Source organism: Flavobacterium sp. (genome assembly GCF_035299245.1).
In the GTDB taxonomy this organism is placed as follows: Bacteria; Bacteroidota; Bacteroidia; order Flavobacteriales; family Flavobacteriaceae; genus Flavobacterium.
On the sequence record NZ_DATGWY010000005.1, the window covers coordinates 1 to 22,826 of the forward strand.

Consider the following 22,826-nt stretch of genomic DNA (forward strand, 5'->3'; position numbering starts at 1 on the left):
AAACGGCTGTCAATTCAATATGTCTATGAACTTTTATTCTTTTATTTCGCCTCTCTCTCGATTAGCGGGTGCAAAAGTAGTCATTTTTTTTTACCAAACAAGCTTTTTTGAAATTATTTTTGAATTTATTTCTAAATCACTCTGCTTAACCAAAATCCCAATGAACTCCCTATTGCGGGGTGCAAATATAGAAAACTTTTTCCACCCTTTCCAAATCTTTTTAAACCTTTTTTAAACCTTTTTCTTAACATACTGATAAACACTTTTTTGAAACACCGTTTTTGTGCTTTTTACCTTCTATTTGGTTACATATATGCTTTTAGATGCTTTAAATAGCCCCGATTGAAATGAAAATCCCGACTGAAAAGGCGGGATTGTAGTGGAAAGCGGGAAAATAGATTGCTGAAAAAGCCCAAGCTATTTGCTCCTACTCTTTTTTATTTTTAACTAATTCGTTTGATTTATTCATCCAATGTACATTCAAATCATCAATATCTACAGGGTTAGCCGATTTTTGTTCTGCTAATCGACCGTTGTAAAATGCTCTGTAAAGAATTGTTTCAATAAGGTAATCTTCATTTACTTGATAAGGATCATAACCTGTTTTGAGGTTTATGTCAAAAAGTCGGGCCGTATTATTAGACCAAAATGCTTTCCAACCACTTTTGTGCTCCTTAATTAAATCATATGTAGAGACACCAGTTTGTCTGTAAATTAATTTGACTAAAATTTGTCCTTGCTTTCTAGAGAGTTTTTTTAATTGTGCCTTAAATTCATTCTCCATATAATCTTCAACAATCTTTGAATAGCGTTTTTTTTCCTTGTTTGACTTTAACTTGCTCATCGTATTGTTCAAAGAAACCAATCGTTCGGAAGCAATTTTGGCGTAAGGGTATACTTTATAGACTCTATTTTGCAACAACAAAAATTGTTTTCTCTCTTCGGCGCTTAATTTATTCCTGTAAATAATAACTTCTTTCAAAAGAATTGAATCTATTGTCGTAGTATCACTTTCTTCAACATCCAACTCCTTTTTTGTTTCAACTTGAGCAAAAAGAGAAGTTGATGTTATCAATAAGAGTCCGAAGATTATTTTTCTAAAAAACATCGTTATAAATTAAAGTGTAAAAATATAGAATATGATTAACAAGTGTAATGCCAAATTTATATTTTAGCAAAAAAAATATTTATGGCAACAAAATCAATACTAAACAAAGCTTCCTTAACCTTTTTAGAAAAATATTTAAACAATGCATCGCCTACAGGCTATGAATCAGAAGGACAAAAAATATGGATGGACTACTTGAAGCCGTATGTAGATACTTTTATGACCGATTCGTATGGTACTGCTGTTGGTATTATCAATCCCGACGCGAAATACCGAGTCGTAATTGAAGGTCACAGTGACGAGATTTCGTGGTATGTAAACTACATTACCTCAGATGGCTTAATATATGTTATTCGAAATGGTGGTTCTGATCATCAAATTGCACCTTCTAAAAGAGTAAACATTCACACCAAAAATGGAATTGTAAAAGGCGTATTTGGTTGGCCAGCCATTCACACCCGTGGACGCGGAAAAGAAGAACCTGCAACTTTGAGCAATATTTTTATTGATTGCGGCTGTTCTACTAAGGAAGAAGTTGAAAAGCTTGGAATTCACGTTGGATGTGTGATTACCTATCCGGATGAATTTATGATTCTGAATAAAAACAAATTTGTTTGTAGAGCAATTGATAATAGAATGGGCGGATTTATGATTGCTGAAGTTGCACGTTTATTAAAAGAAAACAAAAAGAAGTTACCATTTGGACTTTATATAGTGAATTCCGTTCAAGAAGAAATTGGATTGCGCGGTGCAGAAATGATTACTCAAACCATCAAACCTAACGTTGCAATTGTAACCGATGTTTGTCATGACACAACTACACCTATGATTGATAAAAAAATTGAAGGCGAGTTGCAAATTGGTAAAGGTCCGGTTATTGCTTATGCGCCTGCCACACAAAATGTACTTCGCGAACTCATCGTTTCTACCGCTGAAGAGAAAAAGATTCCATTTCAACGTCACGCGAGCTCGAGAGTAACTGGAACGGACACTGATGCTTTTGCCTACAGCAATGGCGGAGTTCCATCAGCATTGATTTCTTTGGCATTGCGTTACATGCACACAACCGTAGAAATGGTTCATCGTGATGATGTTGAAAATGTAATTCAATTAATATATGAAAGTCTATTAAAATTAGAAAACAATCATAATTTCTCTTATTTTAAATAGAATTGAAAATAATTACATAAAAAAAGTCCCAAGAATTAAACTTGGGACTTTTTTTTCATCTGATAGTAACTTACGATTTTAAGGCTTCGTTTCTTTTAACGATGAACCCTTCTCTGTTTTCACCCGAATAGTTGTTGATTAATTCTAAGTCGAGTGGAAATGACTCGTCAGTTCTATCGCTTTCGATGATCATTTCGTTTTCTAGCATAATCTCGTCAATGCTTCTTCCAAAATAACTATCAAAATCAAATTCTTCTTTGCTCTCGATGATTTGCTCGTTTTCTTTAATGGTTTCAATCATAGGTTTTACATAGTCTGCAGTGATTATTACGATTGACTCTGCTAACTCTGATTCAGATTCGATTACTACCGTCGGTTTTGATAATACAACTGTAGTTGCATTCGATTCGGCTACTAAAGTGCTTTCCATTTGATCGACATTATTTTGTTGATCGATAGCATTTCTTCCGAATGAACTAGTAATGAATACTATCGAAAGAATTCCAAAATACATAACCGATTTTCTAGTTATGTTAAGTAAATTACTTTTTCCTTGTGTTTGATTTGTTGTTTTCATGATGATTTGTTTTTTTTAATAATTGATGATTGATGATTGATGATGATTTTTATTGATTTCTTTTATTCTAATATCTTAAAACTAATACCTTGTATTACATAGTAGATGTTTGTAGTACTCCAAAATTTTATACTTTCATGATGTTTAACTAATTATGATTATACAAATAAGACGACAACACATTTTTTTTGTTACAAAAAAGTATAAAAAAAATTAAAGCCACGAAAAATTCGCAGCTTTGATCTATAAGAATTCAATAATTAGTTATTTCAAAAACTCTAAGACATTTTTTTCAATTCGTTTATTAATATTGGTGATGTCTGCTTTTACAAACGATTCTCCTAAAATATTTTCATACAATTCAATGTAACGTTCAGAAACCGTTTCAATATATTCATCAGTCATATTCGGAATTTGCTGACCTTCTTTTCCTTGAAAACCGTTTTCAATCAACCAACGTCTGACAAATTCTTTCGATAATTGCTTTTGCTCTTCTCCTCTATCTTGACGCTCTTGATATCCATCAGCATAAAAATATCGTGAAGAATCGGGTGTGTGAATTTCGTCAATCAAGACAATTTTCCCGTCTTTGGTTTTTCCAAATTCGTATTTTGTATCCACTAAAATCAATCCGCGTGAAGCAGCAATCTCAGTTCCTCTTTGATACAAAGCTCGCGTGTATTTTTCTAAAATTACGTAATCTTCTTCAGAAACAATTCCTTTTTCTAAAATAGCTTCTCGTGAAATATCTTCATCATGAGAACCATTATCTGCTTTAGTTGTTGGAGTAATTATTGGAATTGGAAACTGATCATTTTCTTTCAAACCTTCAGGCATTGTTACTCCGCAAAGCACTCTTTTTCCTGCTGCATATTCGCGTGCAGCATGACCAGAAAGATATCCACGAATGACCATTTCTACTTTAAAAGGTTCACACAAATGTCCGACAGCCACATTAGGATCGGGAGTTGCAATGAGCCAATTCGGGACAATATCTTCAGTCAAACTCATGAATTTAGTAGCAATCTGGTTCAGAATTTGACCTTTGTACGGAATTCCGCGTGGCATTACCACATCAAAAGCAGAAAGCCGATCAGTGGCAATCATCACTAATAATTCGTCATTGATATTATAAACTTCGCGCACTTTTCCGCGGTAAACGGATTTTTGATTGGGAAAATGAAAATCGGTAGTAGTTAGTGTGTTCATTGTATTTTTGTTGTTCTGAAAGGCTTCAGATTTTTAGTTGTGTGCGACAAAAATAGTGTGTTTTGAATAGAAATACAATAATTTTATTTAAAGAGATTTCAATATAATTTTTAATGAAATTAGTTCAGTCACAAATGACCAATATACTAAATGATGATAATTTTAGCCACGAATTCACGAATAAATACTAAACGCTATATAATTAGTTCATCATGGATGAACATTCGAATAAAATCAAATATTTTAAGAGCAAATTCGGTAATTCGTGGCTGTAAAATAAGTTTTTACTTAGTACAGAATTATTTGGCAAAAACTTTTCTTCGAATGACAATATTGAATAATCGATAGCCTAAAAATCGACGGAAATAACGCATGAAATTCGCATCAAAACCAATCGTATATTTTCGGAAGCATTTGTTTGGATGTTCGGCTATATAATATATTTTCTCTACAATATCATTCGTTAAAGTGGTATTCTTAGTAGATTTATTTTGCAGGATTTCCGATATTTTCTCCATCATACAATTGTACGACTGAATGTCTGATTTTTGACACTTGACTACATTTTTCTGAAAATTAGTTGGTGCATTTCCAAATTGAACGGTACAAACACTAATATTAAATTCCATTAGTTCATACGACATACATTCGGAGAAGCTTTCTACTGCTTGTTTGGTGGAATGGTAAAAACTACCCAAAGGCAAATTCACCAATCCAGCAATTGAGGAAATATTAATAAACTGACCTTTGCGTTGCTCTCTAAAATGCGGGATAAAAGCGCGGCAGATTTTCACCACACCCAACCAATTGATGTTCACGATTGAATCGATTTCGGCATCCACTGATAATTCTACAAAACTTCGGTAACCTACTCCTGCATTGTTCACTATAGTGTCAATGGATTTGTGATCCAAAAGAATTTGATCTTTTGCTTTCTCGATACTTTCTTGTGAAGTAACATCCAATTGATAACAATAAATATTGGAATAACCATCAAAAACTTTTCGATCATGCTCTGAAACCAATGTAGCAATTACCTTCCAACCATTTGAAGAGAAATGATGAGCAATTGCAGAACCAAGTCCGCCAGAAGCACCAGTAATAAGGATTGTTTTAATCGTTTCTGAATTTTTAAGCGTCCAAATCTATACTATTTTATATTTATATACAAAGATTATCTAACATATGAACAATTTATAGTGAGTACAGATAGTGCATTTCATAAAAAAACCTTTGTCAAAATTGGAACGCTGACAAAGGTTAACTTTTTAAATTATTTTAGAACTTCTAATCGTGATTCTCAATACTTTTGTATGCATCAATCACTTTTTTCACTAATCGGTGGCGTACAATGTCTTTATCGTCTAGATAAATAATTCCGATGCCTTCAACATCTTTTAAAATCAAAAGCGCTTCTTTCAAACCCGATATGGTGCGTCTTGGTAAATCAACCTGACCTGGATCACCAGTTATAATAAATTTAGCATTTTTCCCCATACGCGTCAAAAACATTTTCATCTGAGAATGAGTAGTGTTTTGCGCTTCATCTAAAATTACAAAAGCGTTATCTAAGGTTCGTCCACGCATGAATGCCAATGGCGCAATTTGTATGATTCCTTTTAAAATGTAATCTTCCAGAGTTTGTGGAGGCAACATATCGCGCAACGCATCGTACAACGGTTGCATATACGGATCTAATTTTTCTTTCATATCACCAGGCAAAAAACCTAAATTTTCACCTGCTTCTACTGCCGGACGAGTCAAAATGATTCGTTTCACTTGTTTTTCTTTCAACGCTTTTACTGCCAATGCAACTCCAGTGTAAGTTTTACCTGTTCCCGCTGGACCAACCGCAAAAACCATATCGTTTTTGTGAACAAAGTCAACTAACTTTTGCTGATTTGGAGTCATCGCTTTAATGAGCTTTCCTCCTATACCGTGTACCAAAATCTTGTCGTGATCAGGCATGCGTTGCTCTTCGTGGGAATTGCTCTGGATAACACGATCAATTACATTGCTATCAATATTATTGTAACGTGTAAAGTGGAGCATCAATCGACTGAACCTGTTTTCAAACTCATCGAGTTCTTCTTTTTCTCCGAATGCTTTGAGAGTAGTGCCTCGAGCGACAATTTTTAACTTGGGATAGTATTTTTTGATCGTTTCAAGATGAGCATCTTGCGCGCCCCAAAATTCTTTCGGAGCGATGTCGTGTAATTCAATGATACGTTCGTTCAAATGGATGAGTTTTTTAATTAATTTTTTGCTAATTATTCTTAGCTTTGCAATCATTTCAAATTTAAGAAATACACTAATACGTTTCTCATTTAGTTATAAACAATTTTATGTCAATAATTACCCTTACTACTGATTACGGCTTGAAAGACCACTTTGTTGGCGCCATAAAGGGGAAAATTATTAGCGAATATTCTGAATGTCAAATCATTGACATTTCACACCACATCGATCCGTTTAACATCTCCGAAGCAAGTTATTTACTTTCGGCTGCTTACTCTAGTTTTCCAAAAGGAACTGTTCACGTTGTAGGTGTTGATATTGAACTCAATAAAGAGAATCAACATATTGCCATGCAGTGGGACGATCACTTCTTTATTTGCGCCGATAACGGAATTTTGAGCATGCTGATTCAAAAGATTGTTCCTCAAAAAATTGTATCGATTAATATTCACGATCGATTGCTTCCTGACGCAACAGACATGGACGTTTTCATCAAAGTAGCGTGTCATATTGCAAAAGGTGGTTTACTCAATGTAATCGGAAAAGAAATCAAAGAAATCAAATCCATAACTGAGTTGCAAGCGATTGTAGAACCCGATTCAATCAAAGGAAATGTAGTTTACATTGATAGTTTCGGAAATGCTGTAACTAATATTTCTAAGAAAATGTTTTTGGAAGCCGCTAAAAATCGTCCTTACGAAATTCGCATCAAAAACAAAACCATTAAAACGATTTTGCCTCGCTATTCAGATATTGCCATTTCTGAGAAATACCCAATCAAATATTATGAAGGAGAAAAAATGGCCATTTTCAACGAAGCTGGTTTTCTTGAGATTGCCATTTTCCGCAGTAATCCTGCAACAGTTGGAACGGCAGCTACTTTATTAGGAATCGGTTACCGCGACATTATAACCATCAATTTTAGTTAAGAAGAAAGATGAAAGACCATTTCATTGAAAGAAGAAAGACTAAGCCTCTTGAACAAAGGGCAACTCACCATAGAGAGAAGCTTTCTTGCATCTTTCAGCGAAGCGGTCTTGCAGCGAAGCGGTCATACTGTCCTTCATCAACGAATCATTAACATTGTACTTTATGCTCATTCGAATAGTCAAATTATCCTTTCACGAAGAAAACATTCCAGCTTTTATGGAAAACTTCGAATTAATGAAGGAACACATACGAAACTCGCCCGGAAATCGTTTATTAGAACTTTATCAAGATAAAAACAATCCGTGTATCTTTTTTACTTACAGCTTCTGGGAAACCGAAGCTGACCTTGAAAATTACCGAAAATCGGCTCTATTTGATGAAGTATGGACGTTCACTAAAAAACTCTTCAATGACAAACCCGAAGCATGGAGTGTGAATCAGTTAGTTAGTTTGAAATAGTTTGAACAACATTAAACAACCCAAAACCTTGAAATCCATAACTCGAAAAATTTTCTATTCCTTACCCGTTTCGCTACGCTATTTGTTGCGGAAAATTATCTATTTACCACACGATTTGCTTTCCAAACGCAATCCGTTGGTTCCACCTAAAGGAAAAATTTTTATTGGTAGTGGCGATTTTCTTCGAATTGGAAATCAATTTTTTCAGTACTTTAAAAAATACGGAAACATCACTCCTGATAGTGCTGTTTTGGATGTTGGTTGCGGAATTGGACGAATGGCGGTTCCGTTTACGAGTTTTCTTTCTACCAACGGAAAATACGAAGGCTTTGATATTGTAAAATCGGGAATTGATTGGTGTACTAAAAACATCACTTCACGTTACTCAAATTTTCACTTTCGCCTGATTCCTTTACAAAATGATTTATACATCGACGGAAAGTTAGAAAAAGCAGCTCATTTGAAATTTCCGTACGACAATAAAAGTTTTGATTTTGTGTTTCTAACTTCGGTATTTACACACATGTTAGAAGACGATGTGATGAATTACATCAGCGAAATTCATCGGGTTTTGAAAGACGATTCGATTTGTTTTACAACCTTTTTTATTTTGGATGAAGAAAGCGAAAGTGCCATGAATACTAATGGTGTAAAGCAATTCAACTTTCATTATGATCATTATTCATTAATGGATAACCGAGTAAAAGAAGCCAATGTTGCCTATAGAAAAGATTTTTTATTTGAAAACCTGAAAAAGTATAACTTTGAGGTCTTGAAATTCATTCGTGGAAACTGGTCGGGATTAACCACTGGCGAACTCAATGAGCATCAAGACATACTGATATTAAAAAAATTGTAAATGAAATCAATATTAATTAGAGAAATTAAATCCTTTTTTGGCTCGCCCATAGGTTATTTAGTTATCGCCATTTTTTTATTGCTCAACGGATTGTTTCTGTGGGTTTTTGAAGGCGATTTTAATATTTTAAAAAGTGGATTTGCCGATTTGAGTCCGTTTTTTACCATCGCACCATGGATACTTATTTTCTTAATTCCAGCGGTAACCATGCGCAGTTTTTCAGATGAAAAAAAGCAAGGAACCATCGAATTACTGATGACCAAACCGCTATCGATTTGGCAAATTGTAAACGGTAAGTTTTTAGGAGCATTTTTATTGATTGTAATTGCCATCATTCCAACATTCATCTATGTTTATGTGATTTCTACTTTAGGTTTACCTGAAGGAAATATTGATATGGGAAGTACTTTAGGTTCGTATTTCGGACTCTTATTTTTAATTGCTGGTTATACTGCCATCGGAATTTTTACTTCTACACTATCCGAAAATCAAATCATCGCATTCATCACTTCGGTGTTTTTGTGTTTTGTGTTTTACTTCGGATTTGAAGGAATTGCTACATTCATCAAAAGCTTTGAAGACATTATCGCTTCCATCGGAATGGATTATCACTTCAAAAGTATGGGTCGTGGTGTAATTGATTCGCGTGATGTAATTTACTTTGTGAGCATCACTATCTTATTTTTGTCACTTACCGTTTACAAATTAAAATCCCTTAAATCATAATGAAAAGTATGAAAGCAAACTTGAAAAATCTGCTTACAATCATTGGGATTTTGGTTGTAATTAATGTGATAAGTCATTTCTTTTTCAAACGCATCGACTTGACCGCTGATCAACGGTATACCTTATCGGAAACATCACTAAACATTATCAAAGAAGTTAAAGAACCTTTGTATGTGGATGTTTTTTTAGAAGGAAATTTTCCAGGCGAATTCAAAAAACTACAAACTGAAACGCGTCAGTTGTTAGAAGAATTCAAAGCCTACAACTCCAACATTGTTTTTGATTTTGTTAATCCACTAGAAGATGGTGACGAAACCGAAACCATGCAACAATTTTTAGACAGAGGTTTAACTCCAATCAACGTAACACTCGATGACAAAGGAAAGCAAACTCAAGAAGTTGTTTTTCCGTGGGCTGTTGTAACGTACGGAAATAAAAGCACCAAAGTTCCATTGTTAAAGAACATGATGGGCGCATCAACCGCCGAAAAAGTGGTGAGTTCGGTGCAACATTTAGAATACGCTTTTGCGAATGCTTTCAACACAGTTGCCAAATCAAAAGAGAAAAAAGTAGCGATTATCAAAGGTAATGGCGAAATGCATGAACTACTTATAGCCGACTTTCTGAAATCAGTTCGAGAGAATTACTACATCGGTCCGTTTACCTTAGATTCGGTGGCTACTAGTCCGCAAAACACCATAAAAGCACTCAAAAAATACGATTTGGCTATCATTGCCAAACCAACTGAAACCTTTACTGATGAAGAAAAACAAGTATTAGATCAATTCATCATCAACGGTGGAAAAACCATGTGGTTGATTGATCAAGTAACCATGGAAATGGACAGTTTGTATACTGAAACAGGTTCGAATTTGGCGTATCCACGTGACTTGAATTTGAACGATATGTTCTTCAAATACGGTATTCGAATCAAGCCTGACTTAATTAAAGATTTACAAGCTTCTCCAATAGCATTGGCAACAGGAAAACAAGGTTCGGCCACTCAATACACGCAGTTCCCGTGGTTGTATTCGCCTGCTATTTTCCCCGAAATCAAAAACCCGATTGTCAGTAATTTGGACATGATTAAATTCGAATTTGCTAATCCGATTGAGTTACTTAAAAACGACATTAAAAAGACTGTTTTATTAACTTCTTCCAAATATTCTAAACCCGTGGGAACGCCCATTGAAGTGAGTTTGAATATGGTCGGCGAACAACCCGATCCAAAAGAATTTGCTCAAAATACAGGCTACATTCCTACCGCTGTTTTGTTGGAAGGAAAGTTCAATTCGGTGTACCAAAATCGCGTCCTTCCGTTTGAAGATAAAACCTTTTCTGCTACAGGAAAATCAACCAAAATGATAGTTATTTCGGATGGTGATGTGGTAAAAAATCAATTGGATAAAAACTACCAGCCTTTAGAATTGGGGTACGACAAATGGACCAATAAATTGTACGCCAATAAAGAATTCATGATGAATTGTATCAATTATTTGTTGGACGACAACGGACTTATCAACATCAGAAGTAAAGAAGTAGATTTACCTTTATTGGATCAGGAAAAAGTATACGAAAATTACACCCAGTCTCAAATCATAACTGTCGGACTTCCAATAGTAATTTTAAGTCTATTTGGAATTGCCTTTACATTTTTAAGAAAGAGAAAGTACGGTAAGTAATGTTAATAAAAATCTTTTTGAAATCGAGTTCTTTACGATATATTTGTAAAAAATAAAAAAAATGAAGTTTATAGTTTCAAGCTCGTATTTATTAAAACAACTACAAGTATTAGGTAGCGTTATTAACAGTAGCAATACCTTGCCTATTTTAGATAACTTTTTATTTGAATTGAATAAAAAATCGTTGACGGTTTCGGCTTCTGATTTAGAAACTACAATGTCGGCTACATTAGAAATTGAGTCAACAGACAAAGGAAGTGTTGCAGTTCCAGCTAAATTATTGTTGGATATTTTAAAGACATTTCCAGAGCAACCGTTAACATTTACCGTTGAAGAAAACAGCACTATCGAAATCAGTTCGAACTCAGGAAAATATGCTATTGCATACGCTCCAGGTGAAGAGTTTCCAAAATCGGTACAATTAGAAGATCCTTCTTCAACCATTGTTCCTGCCGAAGTTTTAGCAACCGCGATTAGCAAAACCATTTTTGCGGCTGGAAACGATGATTTGCGTCCAGTAATGTCGGGAGTTTTCTTCCAATTTTCTCCAGAAGGATTGATTTTTGTAGCTACCGATGCTCATAAACTAGTAAAATACGCTCGTACTGATGTAAAAGCTTCGCAAGTAGCCGATTTCATCATGCCGAAAAAACCATTGAATATTTTAAAAGGAATTTTAGGCGCTTCTGATGCTGAAGTGAAAATCGAATACAACGATTCAAATGCGACTTTCTCGTTTGAAAATTACATTCTAACGTGTCGTTTAATCGATGGAAAATACCCTAATTACGAAGCCGTTATTCCAAAAGAAAATCCGAATAAATTATTAATCGACCGAACCCAATTCTTTAACTCTGTCCGTCGTGTGGCGATTTTCTCTAATAAAACTACACATCAAATTCGTTTGAAAATTGCAGGTGCCGAATTGAACATCTCTGCAGAAGATATTGATTATTCTAACAAAGCAGAAGAGCGTTTGACGTGTGATTACCAAGGCGATGACATGCAAATCGGATTCAACTCACGCTTTTTATTGGAGATGTTAACCAACTTACAATCAGATGATATTCAGTTGGAAATGTCGATGCCCAACCGCGCAGGAATCCTTACTCCTGTTGATGGATTAGACGAAGGTGAAACCATTACAATGTTAGTCATGCCAGTCATGTTAAACAACTAAATTAACTAACCTATATAACCTGAAAGCCGTTTTAATTTATTTGAAACGGCTTTTTTTTATGCAGTTATTTTTTTTAAAACTGCACTTATTCGCTTTTCGCAATCACTTATCATTTTTTTGTTCTAAAAAAAGGTTTGAAATTTAACTTTGTTATTATTTCTTTCCGTTATGAATGATTCAAAACTGATGCTTAAAATCAATCGAAACAATGCCACTATATTGGCATTGACATTGTATTTAATTGCACTATTAATTGTGCTGAGTTGGTTTGTACTGACTTCTTTTAACTTTAAAGAGTTAACCCGATTCGGATTTAAGCACAGTCCAATCAATCAACTACCTGAATTTATTCGACCACTGTATAAAAAATTCCCTAATATTTTGACACTATTGTGCTATTTCATATTTACATTTTCAGCTTTTCTATTTTTAAAAGAAAAAAAGAAACTATTGAAATGCATCAGTATCACCTCGTTCATAATGATTTTTTTAATTTTATGGTTATTAAAATAAATATACTTATTTTTATATTTGAATTAAATTGATATGGAGTAACCGAAAATCCTTAAGAGTAGGCAAACCAAAATAAACAAAAACATGAAAAAAACATTACTTGCAATTGTATTATGTGTAGGATCATTATCAATTGCTACTGCTCAAAAATTAGACAAATTTGGAGCCGATTTAGCTAAAAAATCAGTTATGGGAAAAGAAATCAGAGTTCCTTATACTGACTTAACTAGTTATTACGGCTACATCAAACCAGGTTCTACTCCAGACGAAGTTAAAAACGGAAAAAAAATGTATTATGTATACGTTTGGATTCCAATGGCTGCTCCAGAAATCGGAATCAGAATGATTTCTCCTGTGCCAGATAGCGCTAAACCATCGGGAACTGATTATGTTTCTCCAGAGTACACTGCCAATGCATCGGATACAAAAAGCTTCTTTGATACATGGGTAACTTTTGAGAGAGCAGAAGGAATTTTACGCTTAGAAGATGTTTCTAAAGCTAAAACAGCAAAATGGGTAACTATCGAATCAAACGATGACTCAGGCGAAATGCCAGCTCAACCATCAGGAAGCAAATACAATTCGTTGATGAGAATTACAAGCGATACTGCAAATCCAACCAAATCATTGGTTATGGGATTGTACCGCATCGGATTTACCACATATAAAACAGGTGAAGTTCAAGGTAGTTTCTTGGCACAATTGGGAGCACCAATCAAATTGCCAGGAGTTTTAGTTGCTGTAAAACCTGAAGATTTAATTAAAAAGTAGTAGTTTATTTATATTGAAGAAACCGCCCAGACTTAGTCGAGGCGGTTTTTTTTTATTCGTGCAAAACCAAAATCGGAATCTCACTATTATAACTCATTTTTTCAGCTAAACTGGTTTCAAATAAGTTGACAAAGAAATTGCGTTTGTGTCGCACCATCGCCAAAACATCAATTTCTTGATTGGTAATAAAATCAAGAATGGTTGTGGTTACATCATCATTCGGAATTACAAAAAACTGAATCGGATCGTTTTTAAACTCTTCCTCCCAATAGGTAATTTTATCGTCAACTACATCGGATGAATCCGTTTGAACATACAAGCATTTAACTTTAGAATATGTCAGTTTTGCAATTTCAATGGTTTTAGTCAATGCGGCTTTGTCTTTTTCGCGGAAACGAGTCGTAAACCCGATGTTTTTTATGTAATTAAAATCGGCCACCGCCGGTATACACAACACCGGAACATTTACTGAAGAAATCACTTCACCAGTATTAGTACCAATAAAAACTTCTTTCCAACCCGTCGCGCCCGAAGTTCCCATTACTACCATGTCAATTCCTTCTTTAGAAATGCACTCTTTGATGTTGTATACCAAATCACCATCCATAATGATGTGGGAGAATTTAATATGTTGTAGTTTTCGTTCTTCAGCAATTGAGTGTAATTTCGGAACCAATTCTTTGAATTTTTCAAATTGCGCCATTTCCAACGAATCAAAAATGGTCTGATAATTTTCTGGAAAGAACTGATTATCAACAATGGGCAATTCGTAGGTGTGCAACAGTAACAGTTCAGCATCAACTTTACTAGCCAATTCCAAAGCGTGAACAAACGCATTATTTGCTACTTCGGAAAAATCAGTGGGAACCAAAATCTTTTTCATGTTGTTATGATTTAATTTAGTACTTTAAAGGTAGTTCATAATTATTCAAAAAAACATGATAACTATCATAATAACAACATTTTAACACGGTGTTAATGTTATGATAATTATAAATTTAAGGACTCTTCAATTTCAATCGCTAAAGAATAAAAATTGGTATCTTTGCAGTCTAAATTTTCAACCGATTATGATTTACAACGATACCATTGTAGCTTTAGCAACTCCATCTGGCGCTGGCGCAGTTGCCATTATTAGAATGTCTGGAAAAGACGCTATTGCAATTGCTGCTCAAGTATTTCAATCGGTTTCTGGAAAAGACATTACCCAACAAAAAACGCATACCATTCACCTCGGAACTTTAGTTGACGGAACCAAAGTATTCGATCAGGTATTGCTTTCTATTTTTAAAAATCCAAATTCGTATACTGGTGAAGATGTGATTGAAATTTCGTGTCATGGTTCGACGTTCATTCAACAGCAAATTATACAATTGTTACTGCGAAAAGAATGTCGAATGGCGCAAGCGGGCGAATTTACGTTACGTGCTTTTTTAAACGGCAAACTCGATTTATCGCAAGCCGAAGCGGTAGCCGATTTGATTGCTTCGGATAATGAAGCGTCACATCAAATTGCAATGCAGCAAATGCGTGGTGGTTTTAGTAATGAAATTGCCAAACTACGTGAAGAATTGTTGAATTTTGCATCGTTAATTGAATTGGAATTGGACTTTGCTGAAGAAGATGTAGAATTTGCCGATCGTACACAATTCAACGATTTATTGAATCGAATTGAGTTTGTTTTAAAACGATTGATTGATTCTTTTGCAGTAGGAAATGTAATCAAAAACGGAATTCCAGTAGCTATTGTTGGCGAACCTAATGTAGGGAAATCAACACTTTTAAACGCTTTACTCAACGAAGAACGCGCCATCGTTTCGGATATTGCCGGAACCACACGTGATACTATTGAAGACGAACTAGTAATAGATGGCATCGGATTTCGATTCATTGATACGGCTGGAATTCGCGACACAACAGACGTTGTGGAAAGTATTGGTATCAAAAAAACCTTTGAGAAAATCGAACAGGCACAAGTGGTGATGTTTCTAATTGACAGTTCACAATTGATAATTGATAATGATGGAAAATTTAAAGTTGAGATTGAAAAAGTAAGAAATCAGTTTCCATTAAAGCCTCTAATCATTGTTGTAAACAAAGTTGATTCGCTACAATCTAAGCAAATAGTTATTCTAGACGAGAAATTATCCATTATCAATTATCCATTATCCATTAAAATTTCTGCTAAACAAAAACAAGGCATCGATGAACTAAAAAATCAACTATTATCCTTTGTAAACACTGGCGCGTTGCGCAACAACGAAACCATCGTAACCAACACGCGTCATTACGATTCGCTACTCAAAGCCTTGGAAGAAATTCAGAAAGTAAAATTTGGCCTTACCTCTGGCCTATCGTCTGATTTAATGGCCATCGACATCAAGCAAGCGTTGTATTATTTTGGTGAAATTACGGGTGAAGTTACCAATGATGAATTATTGGGGAATATCTTTGCGAACTTTTGTATTGGGAAGTAACTACTTAACTACAATCTTCTTATTCACTACTTTACCTTCATTGGTAATTGTAGCAAAATAAATTCCAGAAGCGACATTCAACGGAATCGGTTGAGAATTTTCAAACTCTGAAGCGAAAACACTCATACCTAAGCTGTTATACATTTCGATTTTACCTTTTGATGTAAGTCCAGAAATACTGATACAATCCGAAGTTGGATTAGGATAAACCACAACGTTTACTTCATCAAAGTTAGTTGTACTCAAGGTAGAAAACCAAGGTTGTCCGGCATTTACTCCCCAAATGTAATCGGCCAAATTTGGGTAATCAATAAATGGGTTTCGGTTGACTTGCCACGTGTAAATATAGTTGTTACGGTTCATTTCAAAATCGTCTCTAGGATCGAGTGTATTCCAGGTCAGCAAACTTGCCAAATCACCCAATTGCCCTACAGTAGTATCAGGAATATCACCATTAACGACGCTTAATGCACTGTAACGTACCGCCATATAAAATACCGCACGTGCTACATCGCCTTTCCATGAATTTTGGTTTCCAGGCGGACCATTATAACCTGTTAAACCGTAATCTTTATTTCCACGCAAACTATTTTCGGGTCCATCTTCAGCGCGAATGTGATGCGCATCGGCATGACCCGCAGCAATGTCAGAAGCACTTGTAGGCAACCAAACATTGATTCCGTCACCTACTTCAGAAGTCGCATCAGAAAAACCTCCACGCGATTGCGGATAAATATGTTCACGGTTCCATTTTCCAGCACTATTACTCGACGTTTGAAAATCGAATTTAGCACGTGGTGTTTCTTTATACATCAACCAGACTTGATTGCTGTTGAGCGGATTTTGATCGGCGGTTTTTAAAATATCTATAATATCGCCATAATTGTGAGCACGCACTACAGCAGGATTCGCTATAATATCTTGAACCGCTTGTTTTAAAGCAGCACCCGAAAGTCCTTCTAAAGATGAATAATAACCTACTGGAGCTGTACTTGTAACGTTTCCGTAGGTTGGATTTAAAGGTGTTCCGAATGGTAAGGTGTAAAAATCATTATCAATAATTCGGATTTCAAAATTATCATTCAAACGATTGTAAGCAGAGGGCAATGTTCCAAATCGAATATTGGCCAATTCATCTCCTTCATCCAAAGCATCATCTACTAGTTGAATTGTAGTGCTATACGTAGCACTTCCTGCGGGAATAAAAACAGTTGTGCTTCCAGTAAAATCAGACGAATTGAACGAATAATTGTTTAACGAAAAAGTAAAAGTTAAATCGGAAGTTACATTGGTTTGTGTTGCAAAATTTATAGTAAACGAATTCCCTTCATTGTACTGATTGGCAGCTACAGAAATGGATAATCCGTTGAAAACAAAACCACTTCCATCATTATTGGCACCTGGTGTTGGAGTTTTAACTTCAAAAGTGCCATCGTTTTTGCGTTGAATCGATTGAGTAGTTGCAGCACTGTTTATATTTTCATCCAACTGATTGACAATCCCAAAAATAGCCATCAAACCAGCTGCATTTGGATCACTCGTTCCATACACCATTGCATCAACCAAATTGGTAGTTGTAGCCATGGTATTATTGGGAAAATCGGAGGAATTACCTAGATAAATCGCAACTCCATCGGGACCATTTTGAAAAATACTTTCGGGAAGAAATTTATCAGGAACTGGCGAAACAGTTTGGTTTCCGAGAACAAATATTCCGTTTACATCAGTAGAATATCCATCCAAATCAACCACATAATAACTCATATTAGCTTGAGTTCCAGTTCCGTTAAAAAGAACCAAAACATATCCATTCAATGAAAAATTGGGTGTTGTCGATTTTAATTCGATGAACTCTTTGTCGTCTGTACTTGGTGTGTCACAATCAAGTTCATTGATAACCAGTTGACTGTAAGCAAACAAAACATTGAAAAGAGTGAGAAAAAGGGCGAATTTTTTAAGCATTTTAATAAAAAGATTACCTGCAAATTTAGATAAAATATGTTATTATTCAGCGATTTGTAACAATTTAATAACACATAAGTTAACATATTACCAAAGTAAATTGGTAGTCTCAAATTTTTAAATACTTTTGCAAAAAAATAATTATAAATCATAAGTAATGAGAAAAATTGTAAGTGTACTAATTCTTAGTTTAGTTTTATTTTCATGTAGTAAAGTTAAAAAGGGAGAGTTTTTAATTAGTGGAACAGCCAAAGGAATAGAAAACGGAAAATCAGTTGTTTTACAAACTCAAGATGACAGTGGAATGATGATGATGCCTGTTGACACTGTTAAAGTAAAAGACGGTAAGTTTGAGTTTAAAGGAAAAATTAAAGAACCAAAAATGTATTCAATAGTGTTTCCAGAATTACAAAACGGTTTTTCTTTGATCGTTGAAAATGATGAAGTTAAAGTTGAAGTATACAAAGACAGTATCCAATCGTCAAAGATTTCTGGAACTTACCATAATGATGAATTCTACAAGTTCAATTTGGACATGAAAAAAGTTGGTAAATCAGTAGAAAAAAAGATGCAAGATTTCCAAACAAAGAATTTAGCGGCTTACCAACAAGCTACTACAGCTAAAGATACTGCTACCATGAATAAAATCATGAAAGAAGCAAACAAAATTCAGACTGCTTACACAGATTCTATGTTAAGTTATGCCAAAGATCACCCAAAATCATTCATCTCATTATTGATTGTTGAAAATATGTTTAGAATGCCAAATGGTGACCCTAAAAAAATCAAAGAAATGTACGATGCTTTGGATGGTGATTTAAAAGAACTTACAAGTGGTAAAAAAATAAAAGATCAATTGGCAGCAATTGAGAAAGCAAAAAAAAACCCAGCTCCACAGCCAGTTCCAGCACCAGCAGCAGCTCCAGCGCAATAATTGGTAAAATTGCACCTGATTTTTCTGCCAAAACTCCTACTGGAAAAGTAGTTTCTTTGAAAGAATCATTAGGTAAAGTTACGATTATCGATTTTTGGGCTTCGTGGTGTGGACCTTGCAGAGCAGAGAATCCAAATGTTGTTGCATTATACAATAAATACCATTCTAAAGGACTAAACATCATAGGAGTTTCATTGGATGATAATGCTGAACAATGGAAAAAAGCAATTGCTAGTGATCAGTTAACTTGGACTCACGTTTCCAATTTAAAACGATGGAGAGAACCAATTGCGATTTTGTATGAAGTGGAACAGATTCCGTGTACATTTTTACTCGACAGTTCTGGGAAAGTTATTGGAAAAGATGTAATGGGTGCAGAACTTGAGGAACGAATTCAATCACTTTTAGAAGCAAAATAACATCAAAACGAAATAAATAAAAAGTCTCTTCTGTGAAGAGGCTTTTTTATTTGTCTCAACTCCAAACAATTAAAATTTATTCGAAAATATTGTTGCCTTTTTCTTTGGAAAGCCTAAAAGTGTTTTTATATTTGCAATCGCTTTAAGCAATGGGGAGATACTCAAGCGGCCAACGAGGGCGGACTGTAAATCCGCTGATTACATCTTCGCAGGTTCGAATCCTGCTCTCCCCACGAATAAATACAATAAAAGAAAAAAACCACCAAGTTTTACTTGAGTGGTTTTTTTTCTTTTATTGCATTTTCAAAGCGTAGCTTTGCAGGATGGACGAAGTAAATCCTGATTCGTGAAATCTTCCATTAAACCAAGCTCTGCTTGAGCACTTTTTTTTTTATACTTTCTATTTTCATCCCGAATGCCTTCGGGAAAAGGCTGCACGAAGTCAATCCTAATTCGTTAAATTAACTAGTTACTTTAACATTCAATTGAATTTGTAACTATTAACAAATACAAAAAACAAAAAAGCCCAGTTATTAAACTGAGCTTCTTTATCTTATTTTTAAAAAAAAATTACTCCAATACAAACGAAACTTGTACTGTTGCTGAAATCTCAATTTCACCAATGGCTAAAGTCTCTTTTGGCATACTTCCACCTTCAGCATCCATTGACATCATTGCACCTTTAAACATTGGCATTGGCGGATTTACATAAGTAGCATCAGAAATTAACAATGCTTTACCTATTTTTTGATTCAACACAGACAAGTAATCTTCTGCTTTTTTCTTAGCATTTACCATTGCGCTTTTTCGAGCATCACTTTCGTATTCTGCTAATTTAGAAGATTTGAATTCAACACCATGAATGGTAGTTACACCCGTATCAGAAATTCCCATCATAAATTCGTTGTATTTTTTCAAATCTTTCAAAGTGATGGTAATGGTTTGATTGGCTACAAAATTGTATTTCTTCTTTTCGTAATCGTAATTCTTATACAAACTCACATTCGTAGTTTGGAAATCGGATGCAGGAATGCCATTTTTTTTAATATACTTAATGACTTTATCTACAATGTCATCATTTAGTTTTTTTACTTCTGCGGCATCTTTTCCTGTATTTTCTACTCCAAGTGATATTACACCCGTGTCAGGAACTACTTTGATTTTTCCTTCACCGGTAACTGAAATTTGTGGAATTTGATTTGCCTTTTGCTCTTGAGCTTCCATTAATGTACTCATTAAAATGGTTAATACTAAAATTGTTTTTTTCATGATGTATGTTTTTCTATGGGTATTCAAAAGTTGTGCCACTATAGTTTTCCTGCCTTAGTTAGAAAGTATAAAATTACAATCGGAATAGCCAGCACTACAACCAAAAATAAATTCTCAGATAGAATTACAGGTGCTTTTAATAAGGTGATTAAATAACCCCCAATAGCACCACCAAAATGCGCTGTGTGACCAATATTGTCGTTTTGAGCTTTCATTCCGTAAATCGAATACAACAGATAACCAACTCCAAAAATATAACCTGGAATATCAATTGGGATGAACATAAAATTAACGTTCAGATTGGGATCTAACAAAATAGCCGAATAAATGATTCCGGTTACTGCTCCTGATGCCCCAATAGCTCTGTAACTGTAATCGTTTTTGTGCATCATTAATGTGAGTAAACTTCCAAAAATTAAACTGCCAAAATAAATCAATAGAAAGGAAAAACTACTCAAATACATACATACAATAGGCGCAAAAAAATAAAGCGTTATCATATTAAAAGCCAAATGCGGGATGTCGCCATGCAAAAACCCCGATGAGACCATTCGGATTTGATCTCCTGAACGAATACTTCCTATGTGGAATTCGTATTTTCTAAAAAAATAAACGTCTGAAAAACCTTTGTAACTAATAATGATGTTGGCTACAATAATGGCAAGTATGAAAATATTTAAATCCATAAAAAATTATTTCTGTAAATTTAATAATACTTCTTTAGGATTTGTTAAATGCTAAAAATAAAATTAGGATTTCTTGTATCTTTGCCAAAAATAGTGTCAATGCAGTTCCTTTTTTTTCTACTACTCTATCCTATCTTTTGGTTCATTTCGATTCTTCCTTTTCGATTGTTATACATTCTATCGGATGGTATTTATTTGCTTATTTACTACGTATTGGGTTACCGAAAAAAAACGGTTCGCAATAACTTAGCGTTAGCCTTACCTCATTTATCAGATAAAGAACGCTTGGTCATCGAAAAAAAGTCGTTTCAGCATTTGTGTGACATGTTCTTAGAAATGATTAAAACCATGTCAATTTCTAAAAAAGAAATAGAGAAACGGTTTGTACTCACCAATATGGATTTGTACTACGAAGAAGAAAAAAAGGGAAAAAGCATTGCTCTAATGTGCGCTCATTACGCGAGCTATGAATGGGTAATTTCGATGAATCATTACATTTCATTCAACGGTTACGCTATTTACAAACGCATAAAAAACAAGCACTTTGATAAATTGGTAAAAGACATTCGCTCCAAATTCAAAGCCTATTTGATTACAACTAAAGAAACTAAAAATGTTATTGAAACCAATGTAAAAAAAGGCATTCTAGGTATTTACGGATTTGCGAGTGACCAAACTCCACGCCCCACCGAAAATATGTATTGGTACCGATTTATGGGAATTGAAACGCCGATTCACATTGGCGCCGAATTACTAGCCAAACGCTACAACATGAACGTAATTTATTTAAAAGTAAAAAAAGTAAAACGTGGCTATTACGAAGGCACATTTGAAGTACTAACTAACGATGTACAATCCATTCCAGATTTCAAATTATCAGAGCAATTCATGGACAAAGTAGAACAACAAATACTCGAAGCGCCCGAATTTTACTTATGGACACACAAGCGCTGGAAACACAAAAGGAAAGACTAAACTCTGCCTTTCAAAGAGCTAAAAACCCACGCATTAGCCAAAAAACCTACTCCAGTCGCACCAAAACCCCAACCAGCCGTTTCATCGTAGCGAAATGCTCCCAACGCGATTAAAGTCAATCCCATAATGATCATTATTAAAGTTGCCCAACCGAAAACGGTGTTTTTATTCATTCCCATGATTTTGTTTTTTTAGTTTTTGAGGACAGCAAATGTCGGGAAAAATGATTAATTTTTAAACTATTTTTTCAATTTATACTCAATTGAACCTAGAAAAAATAGTGTTGATCCTATTAGATTGATTAGAATATCTTTTCTATTGTTTTGATCTAAAATGAATACTTCAAGATGCCTAAAATAATTCTGAACGTACTCGTTCACTACTCCAATACAATTAAAAACAACCAACACAAGAAGCAAATTTCTAATGGAATTCTTTTTTAAAATCGCAAACAATTGTAAATAAACACTAACTAAAATACAAATGGTTACAGCAAAGAAAAAATGTTCGGCTGAATTTAAATGAAATTCTGTTGATTCTGAAAACGAAAATGAACGCGTTCGCACCCAAACAATAAAAGCCAAAAAAAGTATAAAAATCCAATTATAAACATTATGTTTTTTCAGCGCTAGATAATTGTTATTCTGATTCAAGTATTCAAACGAAATATAAAACAAACTCG

General features: G+C 34.5%; 23 protein-coding genes and 1 tRNA gene. 14 read left to right on the forward strand and 10 right to left on the reverse strand.

Translation table 11 applies throughout. From position 1 onward, the window contains the following. A partial coding sequence (locus tag VK161_RS03780; protein WP_324213428.1) for a hypothetical protein occupies positions 1 to 235 on the forward strand: 235 nt, incomplete at its 5' end. A gap of 192 nt (positions 236 to 427) precedes the next feature. On the opposite strand, the gene VK161_RS03785 is transcribed toward VK161_RS03780, so the two are convergent. Next, the gene (locus tag VK161_RS03785) at positions 428 to 1,108 is read right to left on the reverse strand and encodes a DUF4294 domain-containing protein (RefSeq protein WP_324213429.1); all 681 of its coding nucleotides are present in this window, start codon (positions 1,106 to 1,108) and stop codon (positions 428 to 430) included. Positions 1,109 to 1,189: 81 nt separating this feature from the next. Here VK161_RS03785 and VK161_RS03790 point away from each other — a divergent pair, with 81 nt between their 5' ends. Continuing rightward, the gene (locus tag VK161_RS03790) at positions 1,190 to 2,278 is read left to right on the forward strand and encodes a M42 family metallopeptidase (RefSeq protein ID WP_324213430.1); all 1,089 of its coding nucleotides are present in this window, start codon (positions 1,190 to 1,192) and stop codon (positions 2,276 to 2,278) included. Positions 2,279 to 2,348: 70 nt separating this feature from the next. On the opposite strand, the gene VK161_RS03795 is transcribed toward VK161_RS03790, so the two are convergent. The 4 genes from VK161_RS03795 to VK161_RS03810 form a co-directional block, all read right to left on the reverse strand. Then, positions 2,349 to 2,855 carry a hypothetical protein gene (locus VK161_RS03795; RefSeq protein WP_324213431.1) on the reverse strand — a complete coding sequence of 169 codons (507 nt, stop codon included), beginning with the start codon at positions 2,853 to 2,855 and terminating at the stop codon, positions 2,349 to 2,351. A gap of 264 nt (positions 2,856 to 3,119) precedes the next feature. Next, entirely contained in the window at positions 3,120 to 4,064 is a 945-nt protein-coding gene (locus VK161_RS03800) for a phosphoribosylaminoimidazolesuccinocarboxamide synthase (RefSeq protein WP_324213432.1), read from the reverse strand. A 299-nt stretch (positions 4,065 to 4,363) separates the two neighbouring features. Then, positions 4,364 to 5,209, reverse strand: coding sequence for an SDR family NAD(P)-dependent oxidoreductase (locus VK161_RS03805; protein WP_324213505.1), 846 nt, complete (start codon positions 5,207 to 5,209; stop codon positions 4,364 to 4,366). Positions 5,210 to 5,351: 142 nt separating this feature from the next. After that, positions 5,352 to 6,302 carry a PhoH family protein gene (locus VK161_RS03810; protein WP_324213433.1) on the reverse strand — a complete coding sequence of 317 codons (951 nt, stop codon included), beginning with the start codon at positions 6,300 to 6,302 and terminating at the stop codon, positions 5,352 to 5,354. A gap of 107 nt (positions 6,303 to 6,409) precedes the next feature. On the opposite strand from VK161_RS03810, the gene VK161_RS03815 reads away from it, so the two are divergent. The 7 genes from VK161_RS03815 (at position 6,410) to VK161_RS03845 (ending at position 13,422) form a co-directional block, all read left to right on the forward strand. Further along, positions 6,410 to 7,231 (forward strand): SAM-dependent chlorinase/fluorinase, encoded by an 822-nt coding sequence (locus tag VK161_RS03815; RefSeq protein ID WP_324213434.1) that lies wholly within the window; start codon positions 6,410 to 6,412, stop codon positions 7,229 to 7,231. Between the two features lie 163 nt (positions 7,232 to 7,394). After that, entirely contained in the window at positions 7,395 to 7,691 is a 297-nt protein-coding gene (locus VK161_RS03820) for an antibiotic biosynthesis monooxygenase family protein (RefSeq protein ID WP_324213435.1), read from the forward strand. 1 nt (position 7,692) lies between these two features. Next, positions 7,693 to 8,550 carry a class I SAM-dependent methyltransferase gene (locus VK161_RS03825; protein WP_324213436.1) on the forward strand — a complete coding sequence of 286 codons (858 nt, stop codon included), beginning with the start codon at positions 7,693 to 7,695 and terminating at the stop codon, positions 8,548 to 8,550. Next, the gene (gene gldF / locus VK161_RS03830) at positions 8,551 to 9,276 is read left to right on the forward strand and encodes a gliding motility-associated ABC transporter permease subunit GldF (protein ID WP_324213437.1); all 726 of its coding nucleotides are present in this window, start codon (positions 8,551 to 8,553) and stop codon (positions 9,274 to 9,276) included. Between the two features lie 8 nt (positions 9,277 to 9,284). Continuing rightward, on the forward strand, positions 9,285 to 10,958 hold the full coding sequence (gldG, locus tag VK161_RS03835) for a gliding motility-associated ABC transporter substrate-binding protein GldG (protein WP_324213438.1): 1,674 nt from the start codon (positions 9,285 to 9,287) through the stop codon (positions 10,956 to 10,958). A 61-nt stretch (positions 10,959 to 11,019) separates the two neighbouring features. Then, on the forward strand, positions 11,020 to 12,138 hold the full coding sequence (gene dnaN / locus VK161_RS03840) for a DNA polymerase III subunit beta (protein ID WP_324213439.1): 1,119 nt from the start codon (positions 11,020 to 11,022) through the stop codon (positions 12,136 to 12,138). Positions 12,139 to 12,735: 597 nt separating this feature from the next. Continuing rightward, positions 12,736 to 13,422, forward strand: coding sequence for a LipL32 family surface lipoprotein (locus tag VK161_RS03845; RefSeq protein ID WP_324213440.1), 687 nt, complete (start codon positions 12,736 to 12,738; stop codon positions 13,420 to 13,422). A 52-nt stretch (positions 13,423 to 13,474) separates the two neighbouring features. Here VK161_RS03845 and VK161_RS03850 read toward each other — a convergent pair whose 3' ends face one another. Further along, positions 13,475 to 14,305 carry a universal stress protein gene (locus VK161_RS03850; RefSeq protein ID WP_324213441.1) on the reverse strand — a complete coding sequence of 277 codons (831 nt, stop codon included), beginning with the start codon at positions 14,303 to 14,305 and terminating at the stop codon, positions 13,475 to 13,477. Between the two features lie 187 nt (positions 14,306 to 14,492). On the opposite strand from VK161_RS03850, the gene mnmE reads away from it, so the two are divergent. Then, positions 14,493 to 15,899: a tRNA uridine-5-carboxymethylaminomethyl(34) synthesis GTPase MnmE gene (gene mnmE / locus VK161_RS03855; protein ID WP_324213442.1), complete on the forward strand. Its 1,407-nt coding sequence runs from the start codon at positions 14,493 to 14,495 to the stop codon at positions 15,897 to 15,899. Here the strand turns inward: mnmE and VK161_RS03860 are convergent, their stop codons facing one another. Then, the gene (locus VK161_RS03860) at positions 15,900 to 17,861 is read right to left on the reverse strand and encodes an endonuclease (protein WP_324213443.1); all 1,962 of its coding nucleotides are present in this window, start codon (positions 17,859 to 17,861) and stop codon (positions 15,900 to 15,902) included. Between the two features lie 157 nt (positions 17,862 to 18,018). Here VK161_RS03860 and VK161_RS03865 point away from each other — a divergent pair, with 157 nt between their 5' ends. From VK161_RS03865 to VK161_RS03875, 3 genes are all read left to right on the forward strand, one after another. Beyond that, positions 18,019 to 18,795, forward strand: a complete 777-nt coding sequence (locus VK161_RS03865) for a DUF4369 domain-containing protein (RefSeq protein ID WP_324213444.1) — start codon at positions 18,019 to 18,021, stop codon at positions 18,793 to 18,795. An 8-nt stretch (positions 18,796 to 18,803) separates the two neighbouring features. Further along, positions 18,804 to 19,214, forward strand: a complete 411-nt coding sequence (locus tag VK161_RS03870; protein ID WP_324213506.1) for a TlpA disulfide reductase family protein — start codon at positions 18,804 to 18,806, stop codon at positions 19,212 to 19,214. Positions 19,215 to 19,365: 151 nt separating this feature from the next. Next, positions 19,366 to 19,447: transfer RNA gene (locus VK161_RS03875), tRNA-Tyr, on the forward strand. A gap of 337 nt (positions 19,448 to 19,784) precedes the next feature. Here VK161_RS03875 and VK161_RS03880 read toward each other — a convergent pair. Together VK161_RS03880 and VK161_RS03885 are read right to left on the reverse strand one after the other, a co-directional pair. Next, positions 19,785 to 20,483, reverse strand: coding sequence for an SIMPL domain-containing protein (locus tag VK161_RS03880; RefSeq protein ID WP_324213445.1), 699 nt, complete (start codon positions 20,481 to 20,483; stop codon positions 19,785 to 19,787). 38 nt (positions 20,484 to 20,521) lie between these two features. Beyond that, complete coding sequence (locus VK161_RS03885; protein WP_324213446.1) at positions 20,522 to 21,169, reverse strand: rhomboid family intramembrane serine protease; 648 nt, start codon at positions 21,167 to 21,169, stop codon at positions 20,522 to 20,524. A gap of 99 nt (positions 21,170 to 21,268) precedes the next feature. Here VK161_RS03885 and VK161_RS03890 point away from each other — a divergent pair, with 99 nt between their 5' ends. Continuing rightward, positions 21,269 to 22,144, forward strand: a complete 876-nt coding sequence (locus tag VK161_RS03890; RefSeq protein WP_324213447.1) for a lipid A biosynthesis acyltransferase — start codon at positions 21,269 to 21,271, stop codon at positions 22,142 to 22,144. On the opposite strand, the gene VK161_RS03895 is transcribed toward VK161_RS03890, so the two are convergent. Next, positions 22,141 to 22,323: a CAL67264 family membrane protein gene (locus tag VK161_RS03895; RefSeq protein ID WP_324213448.1), complete on the reverse strand. Its 183-nt coding sequence runs from the start codon at positions 22,321 to 22,323 to the stop codon at positions 22,141 to 22,143. The genes VK161_RS03890 and VK161_RS03895 overlap by 4 nt on opposite strands. Positions 22,324 to 22,826 lie beyond the last annotated feature (503 nt).